Here is a 21,592-nt window from a genome sequence, read left to right on the forward strand (position 1 = left end):
AACAACCTTTCCAATTTATCTCAGTTTAAATGATTACCACTGTAAAATCAATCATAAACAGTCATATTCATTCAAAATCATTCACAATCTCCTTACTACCCTATAACAATAGCAACAGATACTGTACAAACTACTCGTTTGTCAAAGAACAAAAAAAGCTGTCCACAATAATAGTGGACAGCTTTACGATGTATTAGTTATTTTGTTGCGTTAGAGAATAATTCTTTTAGTTGATCTGCTTTATCCGTTGCTTCCCAAGGAACATTCAAATCAGTACGGCCAAAATGTCCGTATGCTGCTGTTTGTTTGTAAATTGGGCGGCGAAGATCAAGCATTTTAATAATACCTGCTGGGCGTAAATCAAACAGTTGACGAACTGCATCTACTAAATCAGCTTCTGGTACTTTACCTGTTTCAAATGTATCGATTGAAATCGATACAGGTTGCGCTACGCCAATTGCGTATGCAAGCTGTACTTCTGCTTTATCAGCAAGACCAGCTGCCACGATATTTTTTGCCACATAGCGTGCAGCATATGCACCAGAACGGTCAACTTTTGTTGCGTCCTTACCAGAGAATGCACCGCCACCATGACGTGCATAACCACCGTAAGTATCAACAATAATTTTACGACCCGTAAGCCCCGCATCACCTTTAGGTCCACCGATTACGAAGCGACCAGTTGGATTGATGAAGTATTTAGTATTGTCGTCTAATAATGCTGCCGGGACAACTTCTGCAATAACATATTTGCGTAGATCGGTATTGATTTGTTCTAATGTTACTTCTTCATCATGCTGTGTAGAAATAACGATTGTATCAATACGTACAGGGTGATTATTTTCATCATACTCTACAGTAACCTGTGTTTTACCATCAGGGCGTAAATATTCTAAAAGATTGGTTTTACGCACTTCCGTTAAGCGACGTGCTAGCTTATGAGCTAAGCTGATCGGTAAAGGCATCAACTCAGGTGTTTCATTATTTGCATAACCAAACATTAAACCTTGGTCACCTGCGCCAATTGCTTCGATATCGTCATCTGACATTGTCCCTTCACGTGCTTCTAACGCTTGGTCCACACCTTGTGCAATATCAGGTGATTGTTCACCAATCGCTACAAGAACTGCGACGTTTTCGGCATCGAAACCAAACTTACCGCGTGTGTAACCAATTTCTTTTACGGTATCACGCACGATACCTTTAATATCCACATACGTAGATGTTGTAATTTCTCCTGCTACTAAAACAAGACCAGTTGTAACTGTCGTTTCACATGCAACACGTGCATTGGGATCTTTTGAAATAATCGCATCAAGAATTGCATCTGAAATTTGATCACAAATTTTGTCCGGATGTCCTTCTGTAACACTTTCTGAAGTAAATAATCGACGTTGAGCCATAATTGGTGTCCTCCTATACGAGATCGCCTCGAAAAAGATACGGTACTCTTTATCCATGTGTGCTCTTCTATTCTTATATAGAAGAAACGCCAAGCCAGCATACGCTGCTTAAACACGAGGATTTTATAGAAAGTGCCATTATATTCAAATAAAAAGGATAGTATACACCCTCTTTTTTGGGAATAATAAAACCCCTTCCGCTCATAATAAATCATGAGAGAAAGGGGATAATTTCGTAAGCACCTTTCACTCTTATCGTTCAAGGAAATTCCTTGCATCAGATTAGCACCAACGCATTACGTGAAATGTAATGCAGGTTGCTGGGCTTCTTTGGGCCTGACCCTCCACCAGCTCGGGATAAGAGTATCCGTTCAGATTTTATTTTAGTAGAAGATACCTACAAAGTCAACCCTATTAAATACTGTTTTTAAATTGTCAATAATTCTTAAAAACATATCACATTAGTATAGACTATTAACTTGAATGTGTTATACTAATTCCATAAATGATAGTAATCCCCGAAAAGTGGGAAACATACTTATAAAAAGGATGGTACACATACACATGAATTCAGTAGAAATTTCGAATGAACTGAAGACGCTTTTAGCAGGAAATAATGTAAAAGAACAACTTTCTGTTCCAGAATTAGTAGAAAAAGCTACTTCTCGCGGAGAAGCAATCTTAACAGTTGATGGCGCTGTACGTGCTAACACTGGTAAATACACTGGTCGATCACCTAAAGATAAGTATATGGTAGTAGAAGAAGCTTCAAAAGATAAAATTGACTGGGGTACTACAAACCAACCAATCTCTGCTGAAATCTTCGATGCATTATACAGTAAAGTAGTGAGCTACTTAAAAGAAAAAGAAGAAATTTTCGTCTTCAAAGGCTTTGCTGGCGCAGATGAGGCGAGTCGTTTATCAATCAGCGTTGTAAATGAATATGCTTGGCATAATCTTTTTGCGCACAACTTGTTCATCCGTCCTACTGACGCTGAATTAGCCAATCACCTTGCAGATTTCACAATCGTTTCAGCGCCAACTTTCCATGCTGACCCGGCTGTTGATGGTACATCTTCAGATACTTTTATCATTGTTTCACTTGAGAAAAAAGTGATTTTAATCGGTGGTACGGAGTATGCTGGTGAAATGAAAAAATCTATTTTTGGTATTATGAATTACCTGTTACCACAAAATGATATCTTGTCTATGCATTGTTCAGCAAACGTTGGAGAAAATGGCGATACAGCTTTATTCTTTGGCCTATCAGGTACTGGTAAAACTACATTATCAGCTGATGCTAGCCGCAAATTAATCGGTGATGATGAACATGGTTGGTCAGACAATGGCGTCTTCAATATTGAAGGTGGCTGTTACGCAAAAACAGTTGGTCTATCGGCTGAAAAAGAACCAGAAATTTACAATGCTATCAAATTTGGTACTGTGCTAGAGAATGTTGTAGTGAATGAAGATACGCGTATCCCTGACTACAATGATGAAACACCTACTCAAAACACACGTGCCGCTTATCCAATCGACAACATTGATAATATTGTGCTTCCTTCAGTTGCAGGTCACCCAAATACAATTATCTTCTTAACTGCAGATGCATTTGGCGTATTACCTCCAATCGCAAAACTAACAAAAGAACAAGCTATGTACCACTTCCTATCAGGTTTCACTTCAAAAACACCTGGTACAGAACGTGGTGTAGTAGAGCCAGAACCTGCATTTTCAACTTGCTTTGGCGCACCATTTCTACCGCTTCCAGCAACGGTTTACGCTGAAATGTTAGGGAAGAAAATCGACGAACATCATGTAAATGTATTCCTAGTAAACACTGGTTGGACTGGCGGATCATTTGGTACTGGTAAGCGTATGAAACTTTCTTACACGCGTGCAATGGTTAATGCTGCAATCGAAGGTAAATTGACGACTATACCAACTGAACAAGATACATTCTTTGGCCTAGCTATACCAACAGCTATCGACAATGTGCCTTCAGAATTGTTAAATCCACGTAATGCATGGGCTGACAAAGCCGCATATGATGCAAAAGCTACAAAATTAGCTGGTATGTTCCATGAGAACTTCCAACAATTCGCTAATGTTTCAGCTGACATTACAACTAAAGGTGCACCATTAGTCTAACAACATTCTATTTCCCAAAAATAGTAGATTGTATATAAAAAAGAGCAGCCTATGAACCGGCTGCTCTTTTATTTTATGGTTTTTTTCAGGCGAATCTCCTCCATTTTATAGTAATTTTCGTGCATAAAATTGTGTTGTCACCGTTTTTATCTCTGTTTCGCAGCCTCTTTAGGTTTTTTAATCGCTTCAATAGTATAACCTAATTAAGCTTTATGGCTGTCTGGTGTTGGAATTTCTTTAATAGTAATCAATTCAGACTCTGTCATTTCTAAAGCTTTAAAGCATAACTCCTTCTTTAAACGTTCATTATCATCATATTCTACTGCTGTAAAGCTCTCTTCACGACCTTTTAATAAATAATCATAAAAAATTGGCGGTAAAAAGGATTTATTTAATGTAATTTGAATAGTTTTTTCACCTTTTAGTGTGAAAATATAAACATAACCTGTCGGGCGATGCGGATCATACTGCGCTACTGGATAAGTTGGGTCCACAGTATATTGGTCACGCGTGACCGCTCGTGTTACAAATTCGATTGCATCACGAAATCCTGGGCCACCATGTCCTGTAATAACTTGGATATCTTCACGTGAGATGATTTCCCCTTGCCCTAACTCTCTAACAGCTGCCTCGAGAATGCGGTAGCCTACACCAATTGCCATATATGCACGAATCCCATGTAATTTACGAATATCCTCAAATGCTATTTCTACTATATATCCATAATCTTTCACTTTAATACTCACTATTAATCGCCTCTATTTTCTTTTATTTTGTCGTGTAAACAGTATCCATCCTAAGAGAACTAGTAATCCAATAACCACCCAACCTAAAAATGGCCTCACTATTTTTTCTTGCTGCGGCTCTTTTTTTGCTTGCGTTGCTATTTGATTCTTTTTTTCAACAGTCTCAATTTCTAAATAGTGAAGTTTACTACCCTCTTTAGATTCAGTGCGATCTATTCTGTCGGAAACTGCTTGCGTTCCTACCAGCGAGGTTTTCACCCTTTGCCCCTGCCAAACAAGGGGGTCCGTCGAATTATTGACTACACTAGGGTGCTCAGCTAGCTGATAGTCTTTGCCATCAACCGTAAGTGTATAGAGTCTATTCGTGTGTTTATTTGGTTCTTGCACAGTAGAAATAATACCAGTCGGTCCTTCTTTGACTGCTGCTTTATCAAGTAATGTATGACCAGCACTTAATTTTAGTTTTGCATATTTCATAATAAAACGCGCATAACCTCCTCTTGTCACAGTTTCACCGGGTTTTTCTAATTCCACTCTATTTTCAAGTAATACGATATTTAATTGCCTGTAGGTTAAAGCTTCATCTTCAAAATTAATCCACCCTTTATCGAGGGCATTTTTAATAGCCTGTTTTTCAGTCAAATTCAATGCTAAAAAATGGCTGTACCAAACAGCGAAGTCTTTTTGAAGTAATTTATTCGCTGGTTTATACCTTACTTCATCTGTAAAAATCAAATTTAACGCATATGTATATAAAATAGCATCTTTATCCGGAGATTTTTCTATATCCGTATACATATTAGTGGTATTCATAATATGAGCATGTACTGGTGTTGTGTATATCAACAGTGTAATAACTACAAACACTACTATTCTTTTATACATTTTTTCATTCCTTTCACTTTGAATTCAAGTGAATAAAGCCATTTTGTTGCGTTAAATAAGGCGATTGTATCTTAGGAAATTTTTTGAGTGTAGCATAATCAAATTCAATAGTAGGAAGCTCCATCAAATTAGCAGTCGGTAAGAAAAAACCATTATAATAACCTGCTTCAAACGTTAATTTAGCCTTTGTCCCTGTACGATTTTGTAGAATTTGTCCTATTAAAATAACATGCTCATCCTTTATTTCAAACTCTATATAAATATGATCTGCACGCAAGAAATAATGAGCTTTACTCTCTTTATTCAAAGTTGCTTCCTGTAAAAAAAGAGCGTCTCCTTTTTTCACAAATAACGACATTAATTCTTTTTTCACTCTATTTTTATCAGCAGTCATCGCTTGAATCAGTGGTTCTTCGACTTCTGAAAACCAATCAATATCTAAGTAATTGGCAATTTTTTCAATGTCAAGTCCCTCATTCTCTGCCATATAGCTTGCTCTACGTTTTATACTTTTATCTATCATCTTGAGAAGTTCTTCCTGACCTTGTAAAGTAGTTTGCTCTAGCTTCACTTCTTCATACAATAAATATAAATCATTTAAGGAAGCCAAATAATGATTAATAGCCTTTGTCATAATCCATTGATCACCTAATAAATCAACCATATCTTCGTTATCAGCTAACAGCAGATACCATGTATCGAGACCGATATCATTGTAGGCAATTAACTGATCAATGGCGAGAGATTGCTGTTGCGTGAATTGCTGTTCTAAACTTTCCACTTTGGGTGTAATCACTGCAATTTCAGCTTTTGTATCCTCTAATTGTCGTTTTAAATCAGCTGTTGTCGATTCATCGTATACGACTGCTAAAAATTCTGCAAATGCACCTGTTAGATGGGCAGATACGGGTTTACAAAAAAATAGAAGTAGACATGCTAAAAGTGTAAAAAAGATATATTTACGCATTATTTATCCACTTCCTTGTTGCAAGATAGCTTGCTAATAAGCTCATACTTATGCCTAACAAGATTTCTATAAGAATGCACAGCCATAAATGCTCAGATGTAATCGGTGTTAAAAAGACAAAGAATGTTTGAAGAGCTGAAAAGAAAAAGTGATACGATACTAACGTTACAACTGTTGAAATAATCGCACCTCCTATAGCTAGGCTAAATCCTTCAACTAAAAATTGACAACGCAAAACTGCTGGATTCATGCCAACAAGTAATTTCACTTTTAATTCTTGATGACGTTTATATAAGGCTAAATGAAGTGTCATATAAATCATAAAAAAAGTAACAATCAATAAAATTGCTGTGATTGCAATACCGTAAAATGTCATTTTGACTAATATTTTTTGTAATAATTGCGCCAATTCTTGTGGATAGACAACTTTGTCAATACCATGCACGCCACGAAGTACCTGTGCAACATCATCGATTTGCTGTGAATTTTTCAATTGTATGCGAATAGCATCATTCACTTGACCATTTTGAAACGCATCAAGTAGATAAGCTCGTTTATCAAAGAAAAAAGACAATCTATTTACAAGATCTTCTCCTTTTTCAATATCAACATGTTTGACGAAATCTTTTTCTTCTAAAATAGTAGCTAACTCTGAGGTAGACATATTTTGAGAGACATAAACCTTCATCGCTAATTGACTGCTCACATAATCTGTCGCACCTCCTACCACAATACGAAATAATAAAAAAATCCCTATGAAACTCATTGATAACGCTGTAAATAATAATGAAGCTATTGCCCCACCCTTATTACGTTTGATACCGATATATGCATCGGACAATACATAGCGTAACTCACTCTTGCTCATAGAAATCCCCTTCTTTTACATACCAACGCTGGGCTTGTGTAAATTGAGCTAGTACTTCTTCAGAGTGCGTAACAACAATCATTGTCATCTGCTCTTCTCTATGTAATTCATAAAGTAAATTCATCACGTCACTCGCTGCTTTTCTATCTAAATTCCCAGTCGGTTCATCTGCAAGTAAGAGCAATGGTTTATTGAGTATGGCACGAACAATTGCTACTCTTTGCATTTGACCACCCGATAACTGCTCCGGGTACGCTTCAATCTTGCCATTCAAACCAACACGTGTAAGTAATTTCATGGCTCGCTGTAGAAGTGCTTGACGATTCTTTCCAAGCGCTCGCCCTGCTAATAGTATATTTTCTAAGACCGTCATATGGTGAATCAGTTCAAAAGATTGAAAAACCACCCCTATTTGACGTCGTAATTTAAATTTTTCATAGGATTTTAACGGCTGACCCTGCCATAATATATCCCCCTTTTCCGCTGCTATTTCTTGGTTTATTAATTTTAAAATAGTACTCTTCCCACTACCTGATTCTCCACAAATAAAGTGGAAACTTCCCTTATGAAAAATGGCATTCACTTCGTGTAAAATAACTGATTCACCAAAATTTTTAGTGATATTTCGAAATTCGAGCATATTAAATGTCGCCATGTTCGAGCCAAGGTAAAAATCCTCTTAAGAAACGTTCTGTTGCCGGCATAAAGTATGAGCCATAATGATAATCTGGATCTAATGTAGTATTGATCCAGATTCCTTTACCATCTGTTTTATCAATATAGAGTACTGAACCACCATCATCAGTAGCCACTAATGTTTCTACATCATTTTCCGGCCAATATACACCATGCTGATGCCATGTTGCATCTGCTAAAGTTAAATAATTTTTAAATAAATCATGGTCATTACCTGCCAAAACTAATCCACTCTTTGGTTCTTTTTCTAACCACCACCAGAAGTTTGTTGGGCGTAATTCCCACTTCACATTCGGTAGCCATTCTTCACTTTGATGGCCAAATGTCACAACGATTCCACCATTTGCTTCATAATCAAAAATACGTTGCTTATGCGCTAACAAAAATAACATATTGGATTGAGATGGAATGATTAAAACATCAATATCTGAGAAACTAGCCGTTGCTAAATCACGAATCGGAATAATCTTAGAAATACTCTTGGCAAATTCTCCCGTTTTATACGTACGCATATGATGGGAACTTCCGCTATAAATAACACCAATACGACGACGTGTGACACTTGATTTTATTGATAAAGCTGTCACTTCATCTTTACACCACTGCACCAATTGTGGCCCGATTTTATCTGTCGTTTTACCATCAGACATATACCCAAATAAATTAAAACCAACATGTACCAATATTGTTCCATTTGTTGTAACGCGGTCTATATATGTAGCAGGACGATTTTCACCAAGTGTCAGTAAAATCTCTGCGCCTCTTGGTGCATTATGATGGCCCCGTGCAAAGAAACCCGCCACGCCTTTATTGAAAACCATATCATTCAATTCCACTCCAGCATAAATTGCATTAGGTGTTGGAATTTGCAACTCATAATCCTTATAACTCTTAATCTCTTTGGCTTCAAATAATGAAGCGCCTGGCAACCATGCCGTCACTAAATTGCCGCAAAATAATACGATATTACCCGCATTCAAGAAATCTAAAATCACTTGACGTTTTTCAAATAAAAAATCTTGGTCACAGTAACCAGTCACAATTAAACAGCTATATTTTCCTATTAAATCCTCCGTTAAATTGTATTGATCAATATAATCAAAATTTTCTATGTCAGCCTCATGTGAAAATACATTATAGGCAGTTAAAAATGCGAATTTTTGTGTCATAAATAGACTTCCTCTCTTGCTTCTAATTTACGTAATGCGCTTAATAATTTTTTTGTGAAATCATGCTTTGGATGTAAGATGATATCTTCAGTACTACCTTGTTCAACAATTTGACCTTCGTTTAAAACAAGTAAACGTTGGCAAAAGTTTTGCGTTAACGCAATATCATGTGTAATAAAAATAAATGCTGTCCCTTTCTTTTCATTGAGACTTTTTAATAATGCAATCAATTCGAGGCGCAAAGACGTATCAAGCATTGACGTCGGCTCATCTGCGACAATGAGTTTCGGATTGCATACAATGGCACGTGCTACGCCCACTCTTTGTCTTTCACCACCAGATAATTCGTGCGGATAACGCCCAAGATAATGATCTGGGTCGAGTGAAACAAGTTTTAGTGCCTCTTTGATTAAAGTTAATCTTGCCATCTTAGAAGACTCGATTTTTAAAATAAGTAATGCTTCCTCTATTAGTTCCTTTACTGTCATTCGAGAAGATAGCGCCGAGTAGGGATCTTGAAAAATCATTTGAATATCTTTTGATAATTGACGACGTTTTTTGGCTGACATTTTAATCAATTGCTGATTTTCAAATAAAATCGAGCCCTTATCTGCAACTTCTAGATTTGCGAGTATGCGACCAATCGTACTTTTACCTGCTCCCGATGCACCGATCAGACCGATAATTTCAGATGGTGCCAGTGAAAAAGAGACATTTTTTAATACTTGAACTTCTTTGCCATAACTCTTTTCTATAGTAGTTATTTCAAGCATATTATTTCAACACCTCCTCTAGTAAAGGTTTTGGTAATGTTGGAATCGCATCTACAAGTCTTCTCGTATAAGGATGCTGTGAATATTTAGCTATACGATTTGAAGGACCTCGATCAACGATATAGCCATATTTCATAATAATCAGCTCATCTGTAATTCTTAATACTGCTGGTAAATCATGCGAAATGAAAATCATCGACATTTGAAGCTCTTGCTGTAATTGTTGAAGCAATTCAATAATTTCAACTTGTACCATAACATCTAAACCTGTTGTCGGTTCATCTGCTATAACAAATTGCGGCTTATTGATAATGCCAATTGCTATGACGACTCGTTGTTTCATACCTCCGGATAATTCATGGGGGTATGCATTTTGCCAACGAGATGCCAATCCTACTTGATGCAACACTTCCACTATACGTGTATTGATTTCCACTGGTGACATTTTATAATGCTCCGTCATTGCTTCTTTCAGTTGATCTTTTATCTTCACGACTGGATTCAAAGCATTCATAGCTGCTTGTGCAATATAACCAATTTCTCGTCCATGCATGGAACGAATTTTCTCTTCGCTATAAGAAGCCATATTTTCACCATTAAAATAAATAGCACCGGATAAAATGGCGGCACTTCCGCTGAGTTGTGCATTAATTGCGGTGGCCAATGTTGTTTTACCACTGCCAGATTCGCCAACTATACCTAAAACCTTGCCCTTTTCTACAGTAAAAGAGACATTTTTCACTGCCTCTTTATGGTGATAAGCAATTGTCACATCTTCTAATGACAGAATATTACCATCATCTTGCCTTGGTAGTATCCTTTCTTTTTTCATTGTTCTCTTACGCACAGTATAACTTGATAGTCTTGGGTTCACCTTTTCTTCCAAGTAATAACCAATAAATGAAAAAGCTAGGACAACAGCAACAATACATACACCAGGTGGTACAATCCACCAAGCCCATGAGTCAGTTAAAAAAGCACTTCTATTATTAGCATAATATAAAATAGATCCCCAACTTTTCATAAGTGGGTTCCCTAAACCAAGAAAACTGAGGGAAGATTCTAATAAAATAGCTGCGTTAACTGCTGCAACAAATTGTGGAATTAATAACGGAAATACGCCGGGTAAAATATGTTTTTTAAAAATATATGGGTGGTTAGCACCCATGGCTTTTGCTGCTTGAACGGGACCCAAGCTTTTTATCGTCAATGTTTGTGCCCTTATTTGACGCGCTTTTCCTGCCCACATCACGAGCGTAATAACAAAAATTGCTGTCCATGTACTCTGCCCCATGTATACCGCAACAACAATCATTAACGGGAGAAATGGTAATGTCAAAACAATATCTATTGTTCGCATGGCCAAAGTTTCAAATAAACCGCCCATATATCCCGCTGTGATACCAATAAATGCACCAATTGAAGTAGCTAAAATAGCTGTTACAAGACCGATAAATAATGAAGTTCTTGCACCATCTGCTAACTCTGCTAAAATATCTTGCCCAATATCATTTGTACCCAACCAATGAGCGGCACTTGGTGCTTCAAAAGATTCGCCAGTTTGTTCAGAGCTGTCATATGGAATGACAAGAGGACCGACTAGTGCAAAAAGAATAATGATGGCTAGTAGCGCGAACCCTATATAGCCAATTTTCTTTGTAGATGATCGCATTAGAAGCCCTCCTCTTTTTTCACTAATTTTTTTGTTCTCGGATCGATAAATGGATACGTAATATCCGCCATAATATTTGCGATAATAATACCCATTGTAATAAAAAGGAATATCCCTTGTAATAGAATAAAGTCGCGCGCATTTACTGCACCATATAATAGACTACCAATTCCTGGATACGAGAAGACAGACTCAATCACTACAGCTCCACCAATTAGTGTGCCAAGTCCCATCATAATATGCGTATACACTGGTAAAAATGCATTGCGTAAACCATGATTTAAAATAAGTCTCACTTTCCGAACTCCTTTTGCTTCCGCTAGAATGATATAATCTTGCCCAAGCGATTCAAGCATAGAAGAACGAGTCAATAAATAATTTGACCCAACGGTAGCTATACATAAAGTTGTGATTGGTAATACCAAATGCCAAGCAATATCTTTCAACTGGCCAAAGACAGACGGCGGTGCCACAAGCGCCTTTGCACCGAATGTTGGAAACCATCCTAAATTAACAGCAAATAGTGCAATCAATACCATACCAATCCAAAAGCCTGGTACAGCCTGAAATGTTAACATCGTTGTTAACATCGCTGTATCTCTTTTCTTGCCACGATTCCACGCGGAATATGCACCAATTAAAATACCGATGACTGCACTCAATAACATCGCTGGTAACACAAGTACGATTGTCCACGGTAAGTAATCCAGTATGACGTCAATTACGGGCCTTGAATATTGAATAGATTCACCTAAATTAAATGTTGCAATACCTTTTAAATAGTCTATGTATTGGTGGAACAAAGTCCCATCGAGTCCCATAGTGGCTAGAACATGCTGTCTTTCCGCATCACTTAATTCCCTTAATGTTCCTTCATCATAAAAGGATAAAAGCGGATCTCCAGGTGCGAGTCGTGGCAGGATAAAATTAATTGTTACTGCTACAAATAGCACAATTGCATATTGAAGAAGCTTTTTCACAAACATGATCGAATTGGTTTTCAATGTACTTGCCCCACCTTTTAATCATTATTTTGATAGTAAATCTGGTGTAGTCGTAGACACTTCTTTTTGAACAGCACGCGATAAAAATGAGTACTTATTAATAATGCCAAAACCTAATGTTTCTACATAACCATCATATTTTTTGGCATTATACGCATAAACAGCTTCTGGATAATATAGTGATATCGCCGTTGGCTGTGCATTGTATAGCGTTTGAAGTTTGAACGATACAGCTTTACGTGCTTCAGCTGTACTAGTAGCTTCCCACTCTTTTTGCAATGAATCCATTGCTGGATAGCTAAGATCTTTTGTCCATAAATAACCTGATCGATTCGACATGATGAATTGATCGGGATCTGCTGCGCCATGTGGCCCGATTAACGAGACATACAGATCATAATTTTTATCATTTGAATCTGCTGCAAATGTAGTAGGCTCTTCCGCCTTAACATGGACATCAAATCCTACATCTGCTAATTGTTTTTTGATTAATTCAGCAACTCTTACATAAATCGGTTCATTTGAAGCAACTATTAATTTGAATGTTACTTTTTTGCCCGCTTGATTTTCTCTGAAACTATCACCATCTAGATCTTTATAGCCTAATTTATCAAATGCTGTGATTGCTGCATTTTGATCAAAGGGTTGTTTATTTGTTGGGTTGGTCCAAGGTGAATCTTTATGGGGATAGCCTTCAACACCTGAAACACCAGAGCCGACTGTTTTCACAAGTGCATCTTGATTGATAGCATTTGATAAGGCTGCACGGAATGTTTCATCTGCAAATGGCTCTTTCGTAAAGTTCATCCCTAACTGAACAATTGATAAGGCAGAGACTTTTGCTAATTTAAAATCAGAAGACAGCAGAGATGATTCTAATTCCGTTGGAACAGTCCGTTTTGAAATATCAATTTCACCGGTTTTTAAAGCATTAAACATCGCAGTCGAATCCGAAATAATTGGCAGGTTTATTTTGGATACAGTTGGCTCGCCTTTAAAGTAATCTGTATTTGCTTGTAACGTATAATGATCACCAGCTTTATATTCCGTTAATTTATACGGCCCTGTACCAATTGCTAATTCTGTTACTTTACGTGGGTTTTCTACACCTTTCCAAATATGTTCTGGTAAAATTGGTAAGTCTGCAAATGTAATGGTGTCTAATTGCGGACAAGCATATTCACATGTAAAAGTAAGAGTTTTACCGTCTTTGGCAATATCAATAGCTTTAATACTAGGCACTTCATTTACATGATGCGTATAGCGATTTTGTGCACCATCACGATAATATTCATATGTAAATTTAACATCCTCCGCTGTGAATTTTTGGTTATCCTGCCATTTGATACCGTCACGAACGACTACTGTCCACGTCGTATCATTTTCTTTTGTTACTTTTTCAGCTAACCAAGGGATCGGTTTTTCAATATATGGTGAGGAAGCCATTAATTTGTCGTAAACCATTTCATTAATCCAATCTTCACTCTCTGTATACAAGTTAATTGGTCCAAAATCATTTGGTATACCAACAGTTAATTCTTTTGCTACTGATGCATTTGTTGATACATCAGTTGTCTGATCAACTGCTTTTCCACAACCAATTAACAGCGTAGCGTATGCCGTGACAACAAATAGTAATCTCAAAATTTTCTTCATGCCAATTCCCCCGCTTAATTTTTTTATTTACTCTAGCAATATACCAACGTTGATAATGATTATCAATACCATTTAGAGGACGACTTTTAATAATTTTCTACTGCCATCTACCTTTAAAGCCTCTTTATAATAATTTCTTATGATTACATCATGATTTGTAATAGTTCATGATGATCTAGGCAAAATAAGGTTCTATGTCAATTATTGAGGTGGCGTGATTTGGATTTTTCAAATCACGCTACTTTTTCTATTTGTTCGTTTCGGACAAATGCTTTCCGCTGGCAAATCGCCTTTATAATCATCAATTGCAATCGCTTTAGGTAATAGAACCAGTTCAGTTATTTCTTTTTAGGTGACTTTTTTCTCAGCAATTAAAGTATGTGTTAAATATGATAAGCTCACATCTCCTACGGAATTAGTTGAGGCGAGGCTCGCGGAAAGTATCGAGCAGAAGTGGTATTGTTTGAAAACCTCAACAAATAGTATTGAACCCAAAATAAAAAGACAGGTATCATCACTCTACCTGTCTTTTTATTTCTTCATATTTTCTTTTAATGCATCATAATAATCTTTTTCTGATTCTGATAATGTATAACCCCGTTTAATCATAACGGCATTTTGTCTAATGATCGTCATACCTTTTACATAACGAATGACAATATTCTCTTGATGAATCGTCGTACTATTATTAGGAACAAATGCGATGCCCATCTTTTGGGAAACACCTTTTACAATTAAACTGAAATCAGACATTTGAGCATATTCTGGAAAAATATCTTTTTCTTCTATCTTAGAGCGTATGCGGTGATTAATATGGACACAAGTTGGTAAAAGTATTTTTTCACCATTTAAGTCCTTGGCATATATAACTTTTCTAGTAGCCAAAGAATGATCATTTGGTATGGCAAGAACAAAATTTTCTTCAAATAAAATATCCGTTGTACAAATGGTAGCCAGGTCCTCATCTTCTTCATAATAAGGCATGATTGCAAATGCCGTTTGATCATTCATTATCTTTTCTTTCAGTTCATTATAGCCATAACTTCTTATTTCATATAGATGTTTTTTACCAATATCATTTTTACTAAATAATTCATTAAAAAAGAACGTTGCTAAATAATGGCTCACATAGATTGAAATTGCTTGTTCTGTTTTTAACGGTTCTTCCATTTTATTTATTAAATTTGAATTTAGATCCAAAATTGATTGTGCATAATGTAAAAATTGCTCGCCCTTTTGCGTCAACATCACTTCTCCATTTTCGCGATTGATTAATTGCACTGCATATTGTTTTTCCAATATTTTAATATGCTGACTAATCGTTGGTTGTGAGCAGTAAAGATGTTTTGCAGTACTCGTAAATGATTTATATTTAGCTAAAGTAACAAATGTTTTAAACTTATCGAGCATCAAAAAAAATCCCCTATCAATATTGATTATCACTCTCAATTATAACCTAGAAATCTTTTTCTCGCTAGAAATTAAAAAATTGTCGCTCTTGTTACTTAGCGACAATGTTTATTATTTTTGATTATATACAGGTTTTATTTTTTCAATCCAATAGGCTTCTCTTTTTGCCAATTCTTTTTTCACATCGTAATTGCCACTAGTAGGCTTCTTTAGTGTCTCATTGACTGCTATTACAAAGTTATCTTCGCCGAATTCCTGCCATTCTTTTTGGACAATTTTATTCATATACGTACCTAACTTCAATTGAAACTGTACGCCGTTTAAACGTTTTAAATTATTTAAAGCTCCAATATATACTTTGCCATTTTTATTATTTGTAATGGAATAAATACCCGCTTCAATTGGTATTTCTTTGTATTGTTCTTGTAATTCTTTTTTATGACCCATCTGTTCGTACTCCTTTTCGCGTTAGCAAGACAGATACTCACAATTATAAAATAACAATTGCATATCGTCCTCCCATACATTCATTTTACTTACTTCAACCAATACTCACTACCATCTGCTAAGCGATCGACAAAACCATATTCGATTAAGTAGCGTCTAAGCGTAACAAAGTCATCAAATTTCTCAGCGATTATAGCATTCAATTCTTTTTCACTATATTTTCTTCCTTCTTCAAAATTCTGTGCAATGGCCCGTAAGACAATTATTTTATGTTTTTGTTTTTTAGGAAATCTTGCTAATTTCCCATTTAAACCCTCTGGGAAATTCTTTTCCAATATTTCTTGTTGTTCTTTTTCAGTCACATTATAACGATCGTCTATCATTGTTGCTGTCTGGTGTACTGGAACAAAATCATCTGCATTATTTTCACGTTGTTTTAGCAGATGCATTAATGTTAAAAAAACCTTTGCTTGCTTCTCTTTTTCCCTAAGCGCAAAACGATGCTGACGAATCGTTGATATACTACCTATTTCTAATTCTGCTTGTATCTCTTTATCGCCTTTGCCTTCATAAAAAGCTGTCATCAAATTACTTTGGTGTTCTGTTAAGCCAGTCATTTTTTTATTTTGCTCTATAAAAAAGGTAAAGACAGAGTCGTGTTTTATTGTGATATGAAGCTTCATGAACTTTTCTGCTTCGTACATTATGTCTTCTTTCATATAAACAATGCCTTTTTCTATTTTATGATTGCATAGTAAACAGCTAAAGTATTCTTCTTGCTCTTGATACCCTTTTATAAGTTGTTCGACCTTTACTTCATCCATATCATATTTCATCTTTGCACCTCTTCATCATCATTTTATAAACATATTATCATTTTGTTTATAATTAAGCAAACAAATATATTTTTTGTTCAATAAAAAAACAGAAATCATTTGATTTCTGTTTTGTTTTATTGTGCTTTCATCCATTGTAGAGCAGCAGCCACAACCTCTTGATTTAGTTGACCTGGAAAGTAGTGATTCAAATCCGGATAATACCATGTTTCGACTTTTTTTGACTGTTTTTTTAATGCATTTTCTAAAAGTTGGGCATGAGATAGCTGGACATGATCATCTAATTCTCCATGAATAATCAATACTGGAATTGTCAGTTCATCTAGATGTTTCAATGCGGATCTCGCTTCATAATTTTCTGGTACGCGAGACGGTGTACCACCAATCACGCGTTTCATCATACGGCGCATATCAACACGTTCTTTATACGTCAATTCCACATCAGAAACGCCACCCCAAGTTACCAGTGACGTAATATCTTCACGTTTTATGGCTGTCCATAATGCCATAATACCACCTCTAGAAAAGGCATAGAGATGAATTCTCTGTGATGAACAATATTTTTTAAGTACGTCAACACCTGCAATGGCATCATAACGATCTGCACCTGCAAATTCGTCCTTCCCCTGTCCACCACGATTCCCTCTATAATATGGAGCAAATACGACAAAGCCTTGTGATGCAAATTGTGCAATCCTTGCAGGCCTAACCATACCGATCGATTGTATGCCACCACGTAAATACAAAATACCTTCATAGTTTCCATCTACTATTGGCTCAGCAAGCATTCCCTTTACCAGAAGCCCTTCAGACCAATAGGTAATTTCTGTTAATTGCACATGTGGATTAGGTGATGGATACACTCTTTTGAAGAATATATCACCATTAACAATTTTCACGTTCACTCATCCTTTCAAGCATTTTCTTCATGCCTGAATCCTTCATATGAAAACTCAAATTTTCAGCATTATTAAATTCTTCTTCTGTTAATAATACGAGACCATTTGTTTCGCGCGGTTTGAACTCTGGTTGTATTGATGCGACATTTGCAACGAATACTGCCTTTGCAAATGGTTGATCATCTTGTACTAAATAAGTTGCTAACCACTCTATATTTGTAATAATCGCTCCTGTTTCCTCTGCCATTTCCCTTGCCGCTGCTACTGCTAAATCTTCTCCCACTTCAGCCTTACCACCTGGAAATTCGATACCGCGTATCGGATGATCAGTCAGTACCCAAAGCCCCTTATATTTTGCAATTACTAATACATGTGTTGCTTGAATAGGAAAGGCATTTTTTTTGAAAGATAATTCGACGCCAGTACCGTTTAAATCTGTATATGAAAACATCACTATCACTCCTTGTATCTTCAGTGTAGCCCATTGTCAAAGCTACTTCAACTTGCATCGATAACATAGGGGTAACTAACTCTTTTCTACGATTCTAATGCTTCTAAAAAAGAAAGGGAGGAGCCTTTTTCTATTTAGCTAATCATGTCAATTTCGACAGCAAATAAGGCTGAAAAACCAACTTTTAGCACAAGCTATTTCTTGATTTTTTTCATAAAGATTGCCTATTGTAAAGAGATTTATTTTGGTATTTGATCACATTATTTTCATAAAAGTACTATTATTTTTCAATATTTTTATAGTATATTTATCTAGCAATAAATTTCATTTTAAGGAGGTAGAAACATGTCGAAAAAAGTTATATTTTTCGAGGTACAAGGTGGTAGTGACAAGGGTCCTGATGGCTACAGAAAAGATACAATGCCGATGGTACATGCTTTAGAACGGCGTGGGTATGCAGCGGAGGTCATCTTTTATGATTTTGACAACCAACAAGCTATTTTCAACTATGTTTTAGCACATGGTATTGCTTATGTATCACGCATAAATCCAGGGAATTTAAAGCATGAATCGGCGTATTTTTCTATGCTACGTCAGCTTTGTGAAGAAGGCATTATCGCAATGCCACATCCAGACGCCATGATTGGCTATGGCGCGAAGGATGCCCTCGTAAAACTAACAGATACATCACTCGTACCAAACGATACGTTTGCGTACTATACGATTAAGGAACTATTCGAGAATTTCCCTTCATCACTAGCAAAGGGCGAGCGCGTTTTGAAACAAAACCGCGGTTCTACCGGAGAAGGTATCTGGCGAGTTGCACTAGTAGATGGAGGACAAGATATTCTACATACAACCACAAAGATTAAATGTACAGAAGCAAAGGATAATCATGTGGAGTATTGGGAACTCGGAGAATTTATGGCATTTTGTGAAAAGTATATCGTTGGTGATAATGGTATGCTTATCGATATGCCTTTTTTACCGCGTATTAAAGAGGGTGAAATTCGCTTACTTATGTTACAAGATCGTCCAATCCATGTTGTGCATAAAAAGCCATATGACAGCGAAGATGCTTTTAGCGCTACACTTTTTTCTGGTGCACACTATCGCTATGATCAACCAGAACAGTGGCAGCATTTAGTATCTTCATTTTTAATGCAGTTACCTGAAATTACACAATTGCTTGGTGGCTATGATTTACCTTTGATTTGGACAGCTGATTTTATTTTGGATACGACAAGTGACGGACATGATACGTATATTCTTGGTGAAATGAACTGCTCTTGCGTCGGATTTACATCTCAATTAGAATTAGCAGAGGAAGTTGCTGAAGCAATTATATCAAGTATTTTAGCTGCTCATACATCCATCGCATAAGCGCATCAAAAAGGGTATGTAAAACGAATTAATTCGTTTTACATACCCTTTATATTATGCTGCTTTTTTTGAAAAACTCTTCATTATAAAGCTAACAATTAAAATTAAGACAATACAGCCAATTAGTGCTGGGAATACATAGAACTTACTTACTTGCCAACCCCAATCACCTAAAATAACACTACCAAGCCAAGCACCAACGATACCAGCAATAATATTACCAATAACGCCACCAGGAACGTCTTTTTTAACAATAAGTCCAGCTATCCATCCTAAAATACCACCTATAATGATATACCATAAAAATGAAAACATTGGTCAACACTCCCTTCTATACTAACTATTATTTCCCTCTTCCATGACAGTTAAACAATTTAAACAAAAAAAATGCACATTTTCACAACTCAAGCACTATACTGTCGTTACAACATATAATTTAGTATACTAAAGAATAGTTATGGGGGGGTTCAACTATGACAGTTGCATGGCTTGCTATTTTACCAGTTGTCTTCATTACGATTGGCTTCGCTAGTTATTTAGTTTACTTCGTTATCCGTAATAATAACCACTCGCATAAATACATCGATGCAAAACCAAATGACACTAATCACGTTCCTAAGAAAGAAGAATTATGATGAAACATCTAATCGTTTTACTTTTTCGCTTTTATCAAAAAGCAATCTCACCTCTAAAACCACCAAGTTGTCGCTTTTATCCAACATGTTCCAACTATGGTATAGAGGCTTTACAAACACATGGTGCCATTAAAGGCACACTTTTAACAATCTATCGTATATTACGTTGCCAACCCTTTTCAAAAGGTGGTTTCGACCCAGTTCCAGCAAAATGGCCATCGAAAAAAAAATAATTTTCGATGGTTTTTCTATTGTCAAAATATCTTTTTTCTAGTATAGTAGCAATTGTAAATAGTAATGATTACTATTTGAGGAGGAAAATATGAAAAAATTACTTATGCTTTCACTAGTTGCCATCCTTGCACTCTTTACGGCAGCATGTGGTAATAACACCACAAAAAAGGATGCTTCTAAATTATCTGTCTATACGACTGTTTATCCACTTCAATACTTTACTGAGCGCATCGGTGGCAATCATGTTGAAGTAGAGTCCATTTACCCGCCCGGATCAAATGAACATACCTTTGAACCAACACAGCAAGACATGATGAAAATTGCCGATTCAAAATTATTTTTCTATATTGGTCTAGGTCTTGAAGGCTTTGTGACCAATGCCAAGAAAACTTTAGCAAATGAAGATGTTACAATGGTGGAAACAACAGCTCATGTAGACGAAAAATTATTCGCCACAAGTACAGCTACAAAAGATGATCACCACGAAGAAGAAGACCATGACCATAGCGAAGAAGGCCATAGTCACGGTAACGTCGATCCACATGTTTGGTTATCACCTATCATCAGTCAGGAATTAGCTGCATCAATCAAAGATAATTTAATTAAAAAAGATCCTAAAAACAAAGAGGATTATACGAAAAATTATAATAAGTTAATTATCGACTTAAAACAACTAGATGCCGATTTTACTGAGATGGCTCAACAGGCAAAAACAGATACATTCTTCATATCCCATGCGTCATTTGGTTATATTGCTGGTACTTACGGCTTACACCAACAAGCGATTTCTGGTTTAAATTCTCAACAAGAGCCCTCACAACAAGAGTTAACGAAAATTGCCTCTAAAGCGAAAAAAGACAATATCAACTATATTCTTTTTGAGCAAAATGTATCTTCTAAGCTATCTGAAGTAATCCAAAAAGATGTCGGAGCACAAAGTTTAACGGTTAATAATTTAAGCGTCTTAACAAAAGAAGATATCGCTGCGAAAAAAGATTATTTAACGATTATGCATGAGACAATTAAAACATTCCAAAAAGCACTACAGTAACAAAATGGAAGGCTTCAGAAATCTAGTAAAATAGATTTCCGAAGCCTTTTTATAAGGTTCTATTATATATGTTGGGCTATCGAACTAATTCATGTTTTAGACAGTTAGAAATGGCGAAAGCTTTCCGCAGACAAGCACAGGTTCACCAAATCTCATCTACTTAACATGCTGAATAATAAGTAAAGCTAGAAAGGTGAGTGATGGTCGAATACAAAAAATGAACCACCTAAAGAGAAAATTTTATTACTATTAACAT

22 protein-coding genes and 1 riboswitch are annotated in these 21,592 nt (G+C 36.2%); of the genes, 5 read left to right on the top strand and 17 right to left on the bottom strand.

The features are described 5' to 3' along the window. Positions 1–197: 197 nt before the first annotated feature. On the bottom strand, positions 198–1,403 hold the full coding sequence (gene metK / locus DEX24_RS11655; RefSeq protein ID WP_109306606.1) for a methionine adenosyltransferase: 1,206 nt from the start codon (positions 1,401–1,403) through the stop codon (positions 198–200). A 249-nt stretch (positions 1,404–1,652) separates the two neighbouring features. Then, positions 1,653–1,767: riboswitch (SAM riboswitch) on the bottom strand. A 200-nt stretch (positions 1,768–1,967) separates the two neighbouring features. Here metK and pckA point away from each other — a divergent pair. Continuing rightward, positions 1,968–3,554: a phosphoenolpyruvate carboxykinase (ATP) gene (gene pckA, locus DEX24_RS11660; RefSeq protein WP_109306607.1), complete on the top strand. Its 1,587-nt coding sequence runs from the start codon at positions 1,968–1,970 to the stop codon at positions 3,552–3,554. 203 nt (positions 3,555–3,757) lie between these two features. Here the strand turns inward: pckA and DEX24_RS11665 are convergent, their stop codons facing one another. The 15 genes from DEX24_RS11665 to DEX24_RS11735 form a co-directional block, all read right to left on the bottom strand. Next, complete coding sequence (locus DEX24_RS11665) at positions 3,758–4,300, bottom strand: hypothetical protein (protein WP_109306608.1); 543 nt, start codon at positions 4,298–4,300, stop codon at positions 3,758–3,760. Between the two features lie 12 nt (positions 4,301–4,312). Then, positions 4,313–5,185, bottom strand: a complete 873-nt coding sequence (locus DEX24_RS11670) for a hypothetical protein (protein ID WP_109306609.1) — start codon at positions 5,183–5,185, stop codon at positions 4,313–4,315. Between the two features lie 13 nt (positions 5,186–5,198). Beyond that, positions 5,199–6,152, bottom strand: a complete 954-nt coding sequence (locus DEX24_RS11675) for a hypothetical protein (RefSeq protein WP_109306610.1) — start codon at positions 6,150–6,152, stop codon at positions 5,199–5,201. Next, positions 6,145–7,020 carry a cell division protein FtsX gene (locus tag DEX24_RS11680; protein WP_109306611.1) on the bottom strand — a complete coding sequence of 292 codons (876 nt, stop codon included), beginning with the start codon at positions 7,018–7,020 and terminating at the stop codon, positions 6,145–6,147. Before DEX24_RS11680 ends, DEX24_RS11675 begins: the two co-directional genes overlap by 8 nt. Next, on the bottom strand, positions 7,007–7,660 hold the full coding sequence (locus DEX24_RS11685; protein WP_170112924.1) for a cell division ATP-binding protein FtsE: 654 nt from the start codon (positions 7,658–7,660) through the stop codon (positions 7,007–7,009). Before DEX24_RS11685 ends, DEX24_RS11680 begins: the two co-directional genes overlap by 14 nt. 1 nt (position 7,661) lies before the next feature. Further along, positions 7,662–8,885, bottom strand: a complete 1,224-nt coding sequence (locus DEX24_RS17775; protein ID WP_307725585.1) for a hypothetical protein — start codon at positions 8,883–8,885, stop codon at positions 7,662–7,664. Beyond that, positions 8,882–9,658 carry an ABC transporter ATP-binding protein gene (locus tag DEX24_RS11695; protein WP_109306613.1) on the bottom strand — a complete coding sequence of 259 codons (777 nt, stop codon included), beginning with the start codon at positions 9,656–9,658 and terminating at the stop codon, positions 8,882–8,884. Before DEX24_RS11695 ends, DEX24_RS17775 begins: the two co-directional genes overlap by 4 nt. A 1-nt stretch (position 9,659) precedes the next feature. Next, positions 9,660–11,330 carry a dipeptide/oligopeptide/nickel ABC transporter permease/ATP-binding protein gene (locus DEX24_RS11700; RefSeq protein WP_211310120.1) on the bottom strand — a complete coding sequence of 557 codons (1,671 nt, stop codon included), beginning with the start codon at positions 11,328–11,330 and terminating at the stop codon, positions 9,660–9,662. Then, complete coding sequence (locus DEX24_RS11705) at positions 11,330–12,334, bottom strand: ABC transporter permease (protein ID WP_246131503.1); 1,005 nt, start codon at positions 12,332–12,334, stop codon at positions 11,330–11,332. The genes DEX24_RS11700 and DEX24_RS11705 overlap by 1 nt, the downstream gene beginning before the upstream one ends. 24 nt (positions 12,335–12,358) lie before the next feature. Further along, complete coding sequence (locus DEX24_RS11710) at positions 12,359–13,990, bottom strand: ABC transporter substrate-binding protein (RefSeq protein WP_109306614.1); 1,632 nt, start codon at positions 13,988–13,990, stop codon at positions 12,359–12,361. 531 nt (positions 13,991–14,521) lie between these two features. Further along, positions 14,522–15,400: a LysR family transcriptional regulator gene (locus tag DEX24_RS11715; protein ID WP_109306615.1), complete on the bottom strand. Its 879-nt coding sequence runs from the start codon at positions 15,398–15,400 to the stop codon at positions 14,522–14,524. A gap of 111 nt (positions 15,401–15,511) precedes the next feature. Further along, positions 15,512–15,847, bottom strand: a complete 336-nt coding sequence (locus tag DEX24_RS11720; RefSeq protein ID WP_109306616.1) for a GIY-YIG nuclease family protein — start codon at positions 15,845–15,847, stop codon at positions 15,512–15,514. Between the two features lie 89 nt (positions 15,848–15,936). After that, positions 15,937–16,683: a DUF2087 domain-containing protein gene (locus DEX24_RS11725; RefSeq protein ID WP_109306617.1), complete on the bottom strand. Its 747-nt coding sequence runs from the start codon at positions 16,681–16,683 to the stop codon at positions 15,937–15,939. Between the two features lie 116 nt (positions 16,684–16,799). Further along, complete coding sequence (locus DEX24_RS11730) at positions 16,800–17,576, bottom strand: alpha/beta hydrolase family protein (protein ID WP_109306638.1); 777 nt, start codon at positions 17,574–17,576, stop codon at positions 16,800–16,802. Next, entirely contained in the window at positions 17,569–18,033 is a 465-nt protein-coding gene (locus DEX24_RS11735; RefSeq protein WP_109306618.1) for an NUDIX domain-containing protein, read from the bottom strand. Before DEX24_RS11735 ends, DEX24_RS11730 begins: the two co-directional genes overlap by 8 nt. 345 nt (positions 18,034–18,378) lie before the next feature. Here DEX24_RS11735 and DEX24_RS11740 point away from each other — a divergent pair, with 345 nt between their 5' ends. Next, positions 18,379–19,416 (top strand): Cj0069 family protein, encoded by a 1,038-nt coding sequence (locus DEX24_RS11740; RefSeq protein WP_109306619.1) that lies wholly within the window; start codon positions 18,379–18,381, stop codon positions 19,414–19,416. Positions 19,417–19,470: 54 nt separating this feature from the next. Here DEX24_RS11740 and DEX24_RS11745 read toward each other — a convergent pair whose 3' ends face one another. Further along, the gene (locus DEX24_RS11745; RefSeq protein WP_109306620.1) at positions 19,471–19,731 is read right to left on the bottom strand and encodes a GlsB/YeaQ/YmgE family stress response membrane protein; all 261 of its coding nucleotides are present in this window, start codon (positions 19,729–19,731) and stop codon (positions 19,471–19,473) included. Positions 19,732–19,889: 158 nt separating this feature from the next. On the opposite strand from DEX24_RS11745, the gene DEX24_RS17225 reads away from it, so the two are divergent. The 3 genes from DEX24_RS17225 (at position 19,890) to DEX24_RS11755 (ending at position 21,336) form a co-directional block, all read left to right on the top strand. Further along, the gene (locus tag DEX24_RS17225) at positions 19,890–20,051 is read left to right on the top strand and encodes a hypothetical protein (RefSeq protein WP_170112925.1); all 162 of its coding nucleotides are present in this window, start codon (positions 19,890–19,892) and stop codon (positions 20,049–20,051) included. Further along, complete coding sequence (gene yidD, locus DEX24_RS11750; protein WP_109306621.1) at positions 20,051–20,284, top strand: membrane protein insertion efficiency factor YidD; 234 nt, start codon at positions 20,051–20,053, stop codon at positions 20,282–20,284. Before DEX24_RS17225 ends, yidD begins: the two co-directional genes overlap by 1 nt. Before the next feature lie 89 nt (positions 20,285–20,373). Continuing rightward, positions 20,374–21,336, top strand: coding sequence for a metal ABC transporter solute-binding protein, Zn/Mn family (locus DEX24_RS11755; RefSeq protein ID WP_109306622.1), 963 nt, complete (start codon positions 20,374–20,376; stop codon positions 21,334–21,336). Positions 21,337–21,592: the final 256 nt, after the last annotated feature.

The organism is Kurthia sibirica (assembly GCF_003143975.1).
GTDB classification, from domain to species: domain Bacteria; phylum Bacillota; class Bacilli; order Bacillales_A; family Planococcaceae; genus Kurthia; species Kurthia sibirica.

Coding starts and splice junctions, on each gene's coding strand:
- DEX24_RS11670 (WP_109306609.1), bottom strand. CDS start 5,185: ATGTATAAAAGAATAGTAGTGTTTGTAGTTATTACACTGTTGATATAC.
- DEX24_RS11755 (WP_109306622.1), top strand. CDS start 20,374: ATGAAAAAATTACTTATGCTTTCACTAGTTGCCATCCTTGCACTCTTT.
- DEX24_RS11735 (WP_109306618.1), bottom strand. CDS start 18,033: ATGTTTTCATATACAGATTTAAACGGTACTGGCGTCGAATTATCTTTC.
- metK (WP_109306606.1), bottom strand. CDS start 1,403: ATGGCTCAACGTCGATTATTTACTTCAGAAAGTGTTACAGAAGGACAT.
- yidD (WP_109306621.1), top strand. CDS start 20,051: ATGAAACATCTAATCGTTTTACTTTTTCGCTTTTATCAAAAAGCAATC.
- DEX24_RS11675 (WP_109306610.1), bottom strand. CDS start 6,152: ATGCGTAAATATATCTTTTTTACACTTTTAGCATGTCTACTTCTATTT.
- DEX24_RS11695 (WP_109306613.1), bottom strand. CDS start 9,658: ATGCTTGAAATAACTACTATAGAAAAGAGTTATGGCAAAGAAGTTCAA.
- DEX24_RS11710 (WP_109306614.1), bottom strand. CDS start 13,990: ATGAAGAAAATTTTGAGATTACTATTTGTTGTCACGGCATACGCTACG.
- DEX24_RS11720 (WP_109306616.1), bottom strand. CDS start 15,847: ATGGGTCATAAAAAAGAATTACAAGAACAATACAAAGAAATACCAATT.
- DEX24_RS17775 (WP_307725585.1), bottom strand. CDS start 8,885: ATGACACAAAAATTCGCATTTTTAACTGCCTATAATGTATTTTCACAT.
- DEX24_RS11685 (WP_170112924.1), bottom strand. CDS start 7,660: ATGCTCGAATTTCGAAATATCACTAAAAATTTTGGTGAATCAGTTATT.
- DEX24_RS11680 (WP_109306611.1), bottom strand. CDS start 7,020: ATGAGCAAGAGTGAGTTACGCTATGTATTGTCCGATGCATATATCGGT.
- pckA (WP_109306607.1), top strand. CDS start 1,968: ATGAATTCAGTAGAAATTTCGAATGAACTGAAGACGCTTTTAGCAGGA.
- DEX24_RS17225 (WP_170112925.1), top strand. CDS start 19,890: ATGACAGTTGCATGGCTTGCTATTTTACCAGTTGTCTTCATTACGATT.
- DEX24_RS11740 (WP_109306619.1), top strand. CDS start 18,379: ATGTCGAAAAAAGTTATATTTTTCGAGGTACAAGGTGGTAGTGACAAG.
- DEX24_RS11745 (WP_109306620.1), bottom strand. CDS start 19,731: ATGTTTTCATTTTTATGGTATATCATTATAGGTGGTATTTTAGGATGG.
- DEX24_RS11725 (WP_109306617.1), bottom strand. CDS start 16,683: ATGAAATATGATATGGATGAAGTAAAGGTCGAACAACTTATAAAAGGG.
- DEX24_RS11715 (WP_109306615.1), bottom strand. CDS start 15,400: ATGCTCGATAAGTTTAAAACATTTGTTACTTTAGCTAAATATAAATCA.
- DEX24_RS11700 (WP_211310120.1), bottom strand. CDS start 11,330: ATGCGATCATCTACAAAGAAAATTGGCTATATAGGGTTCGCGCTACTA.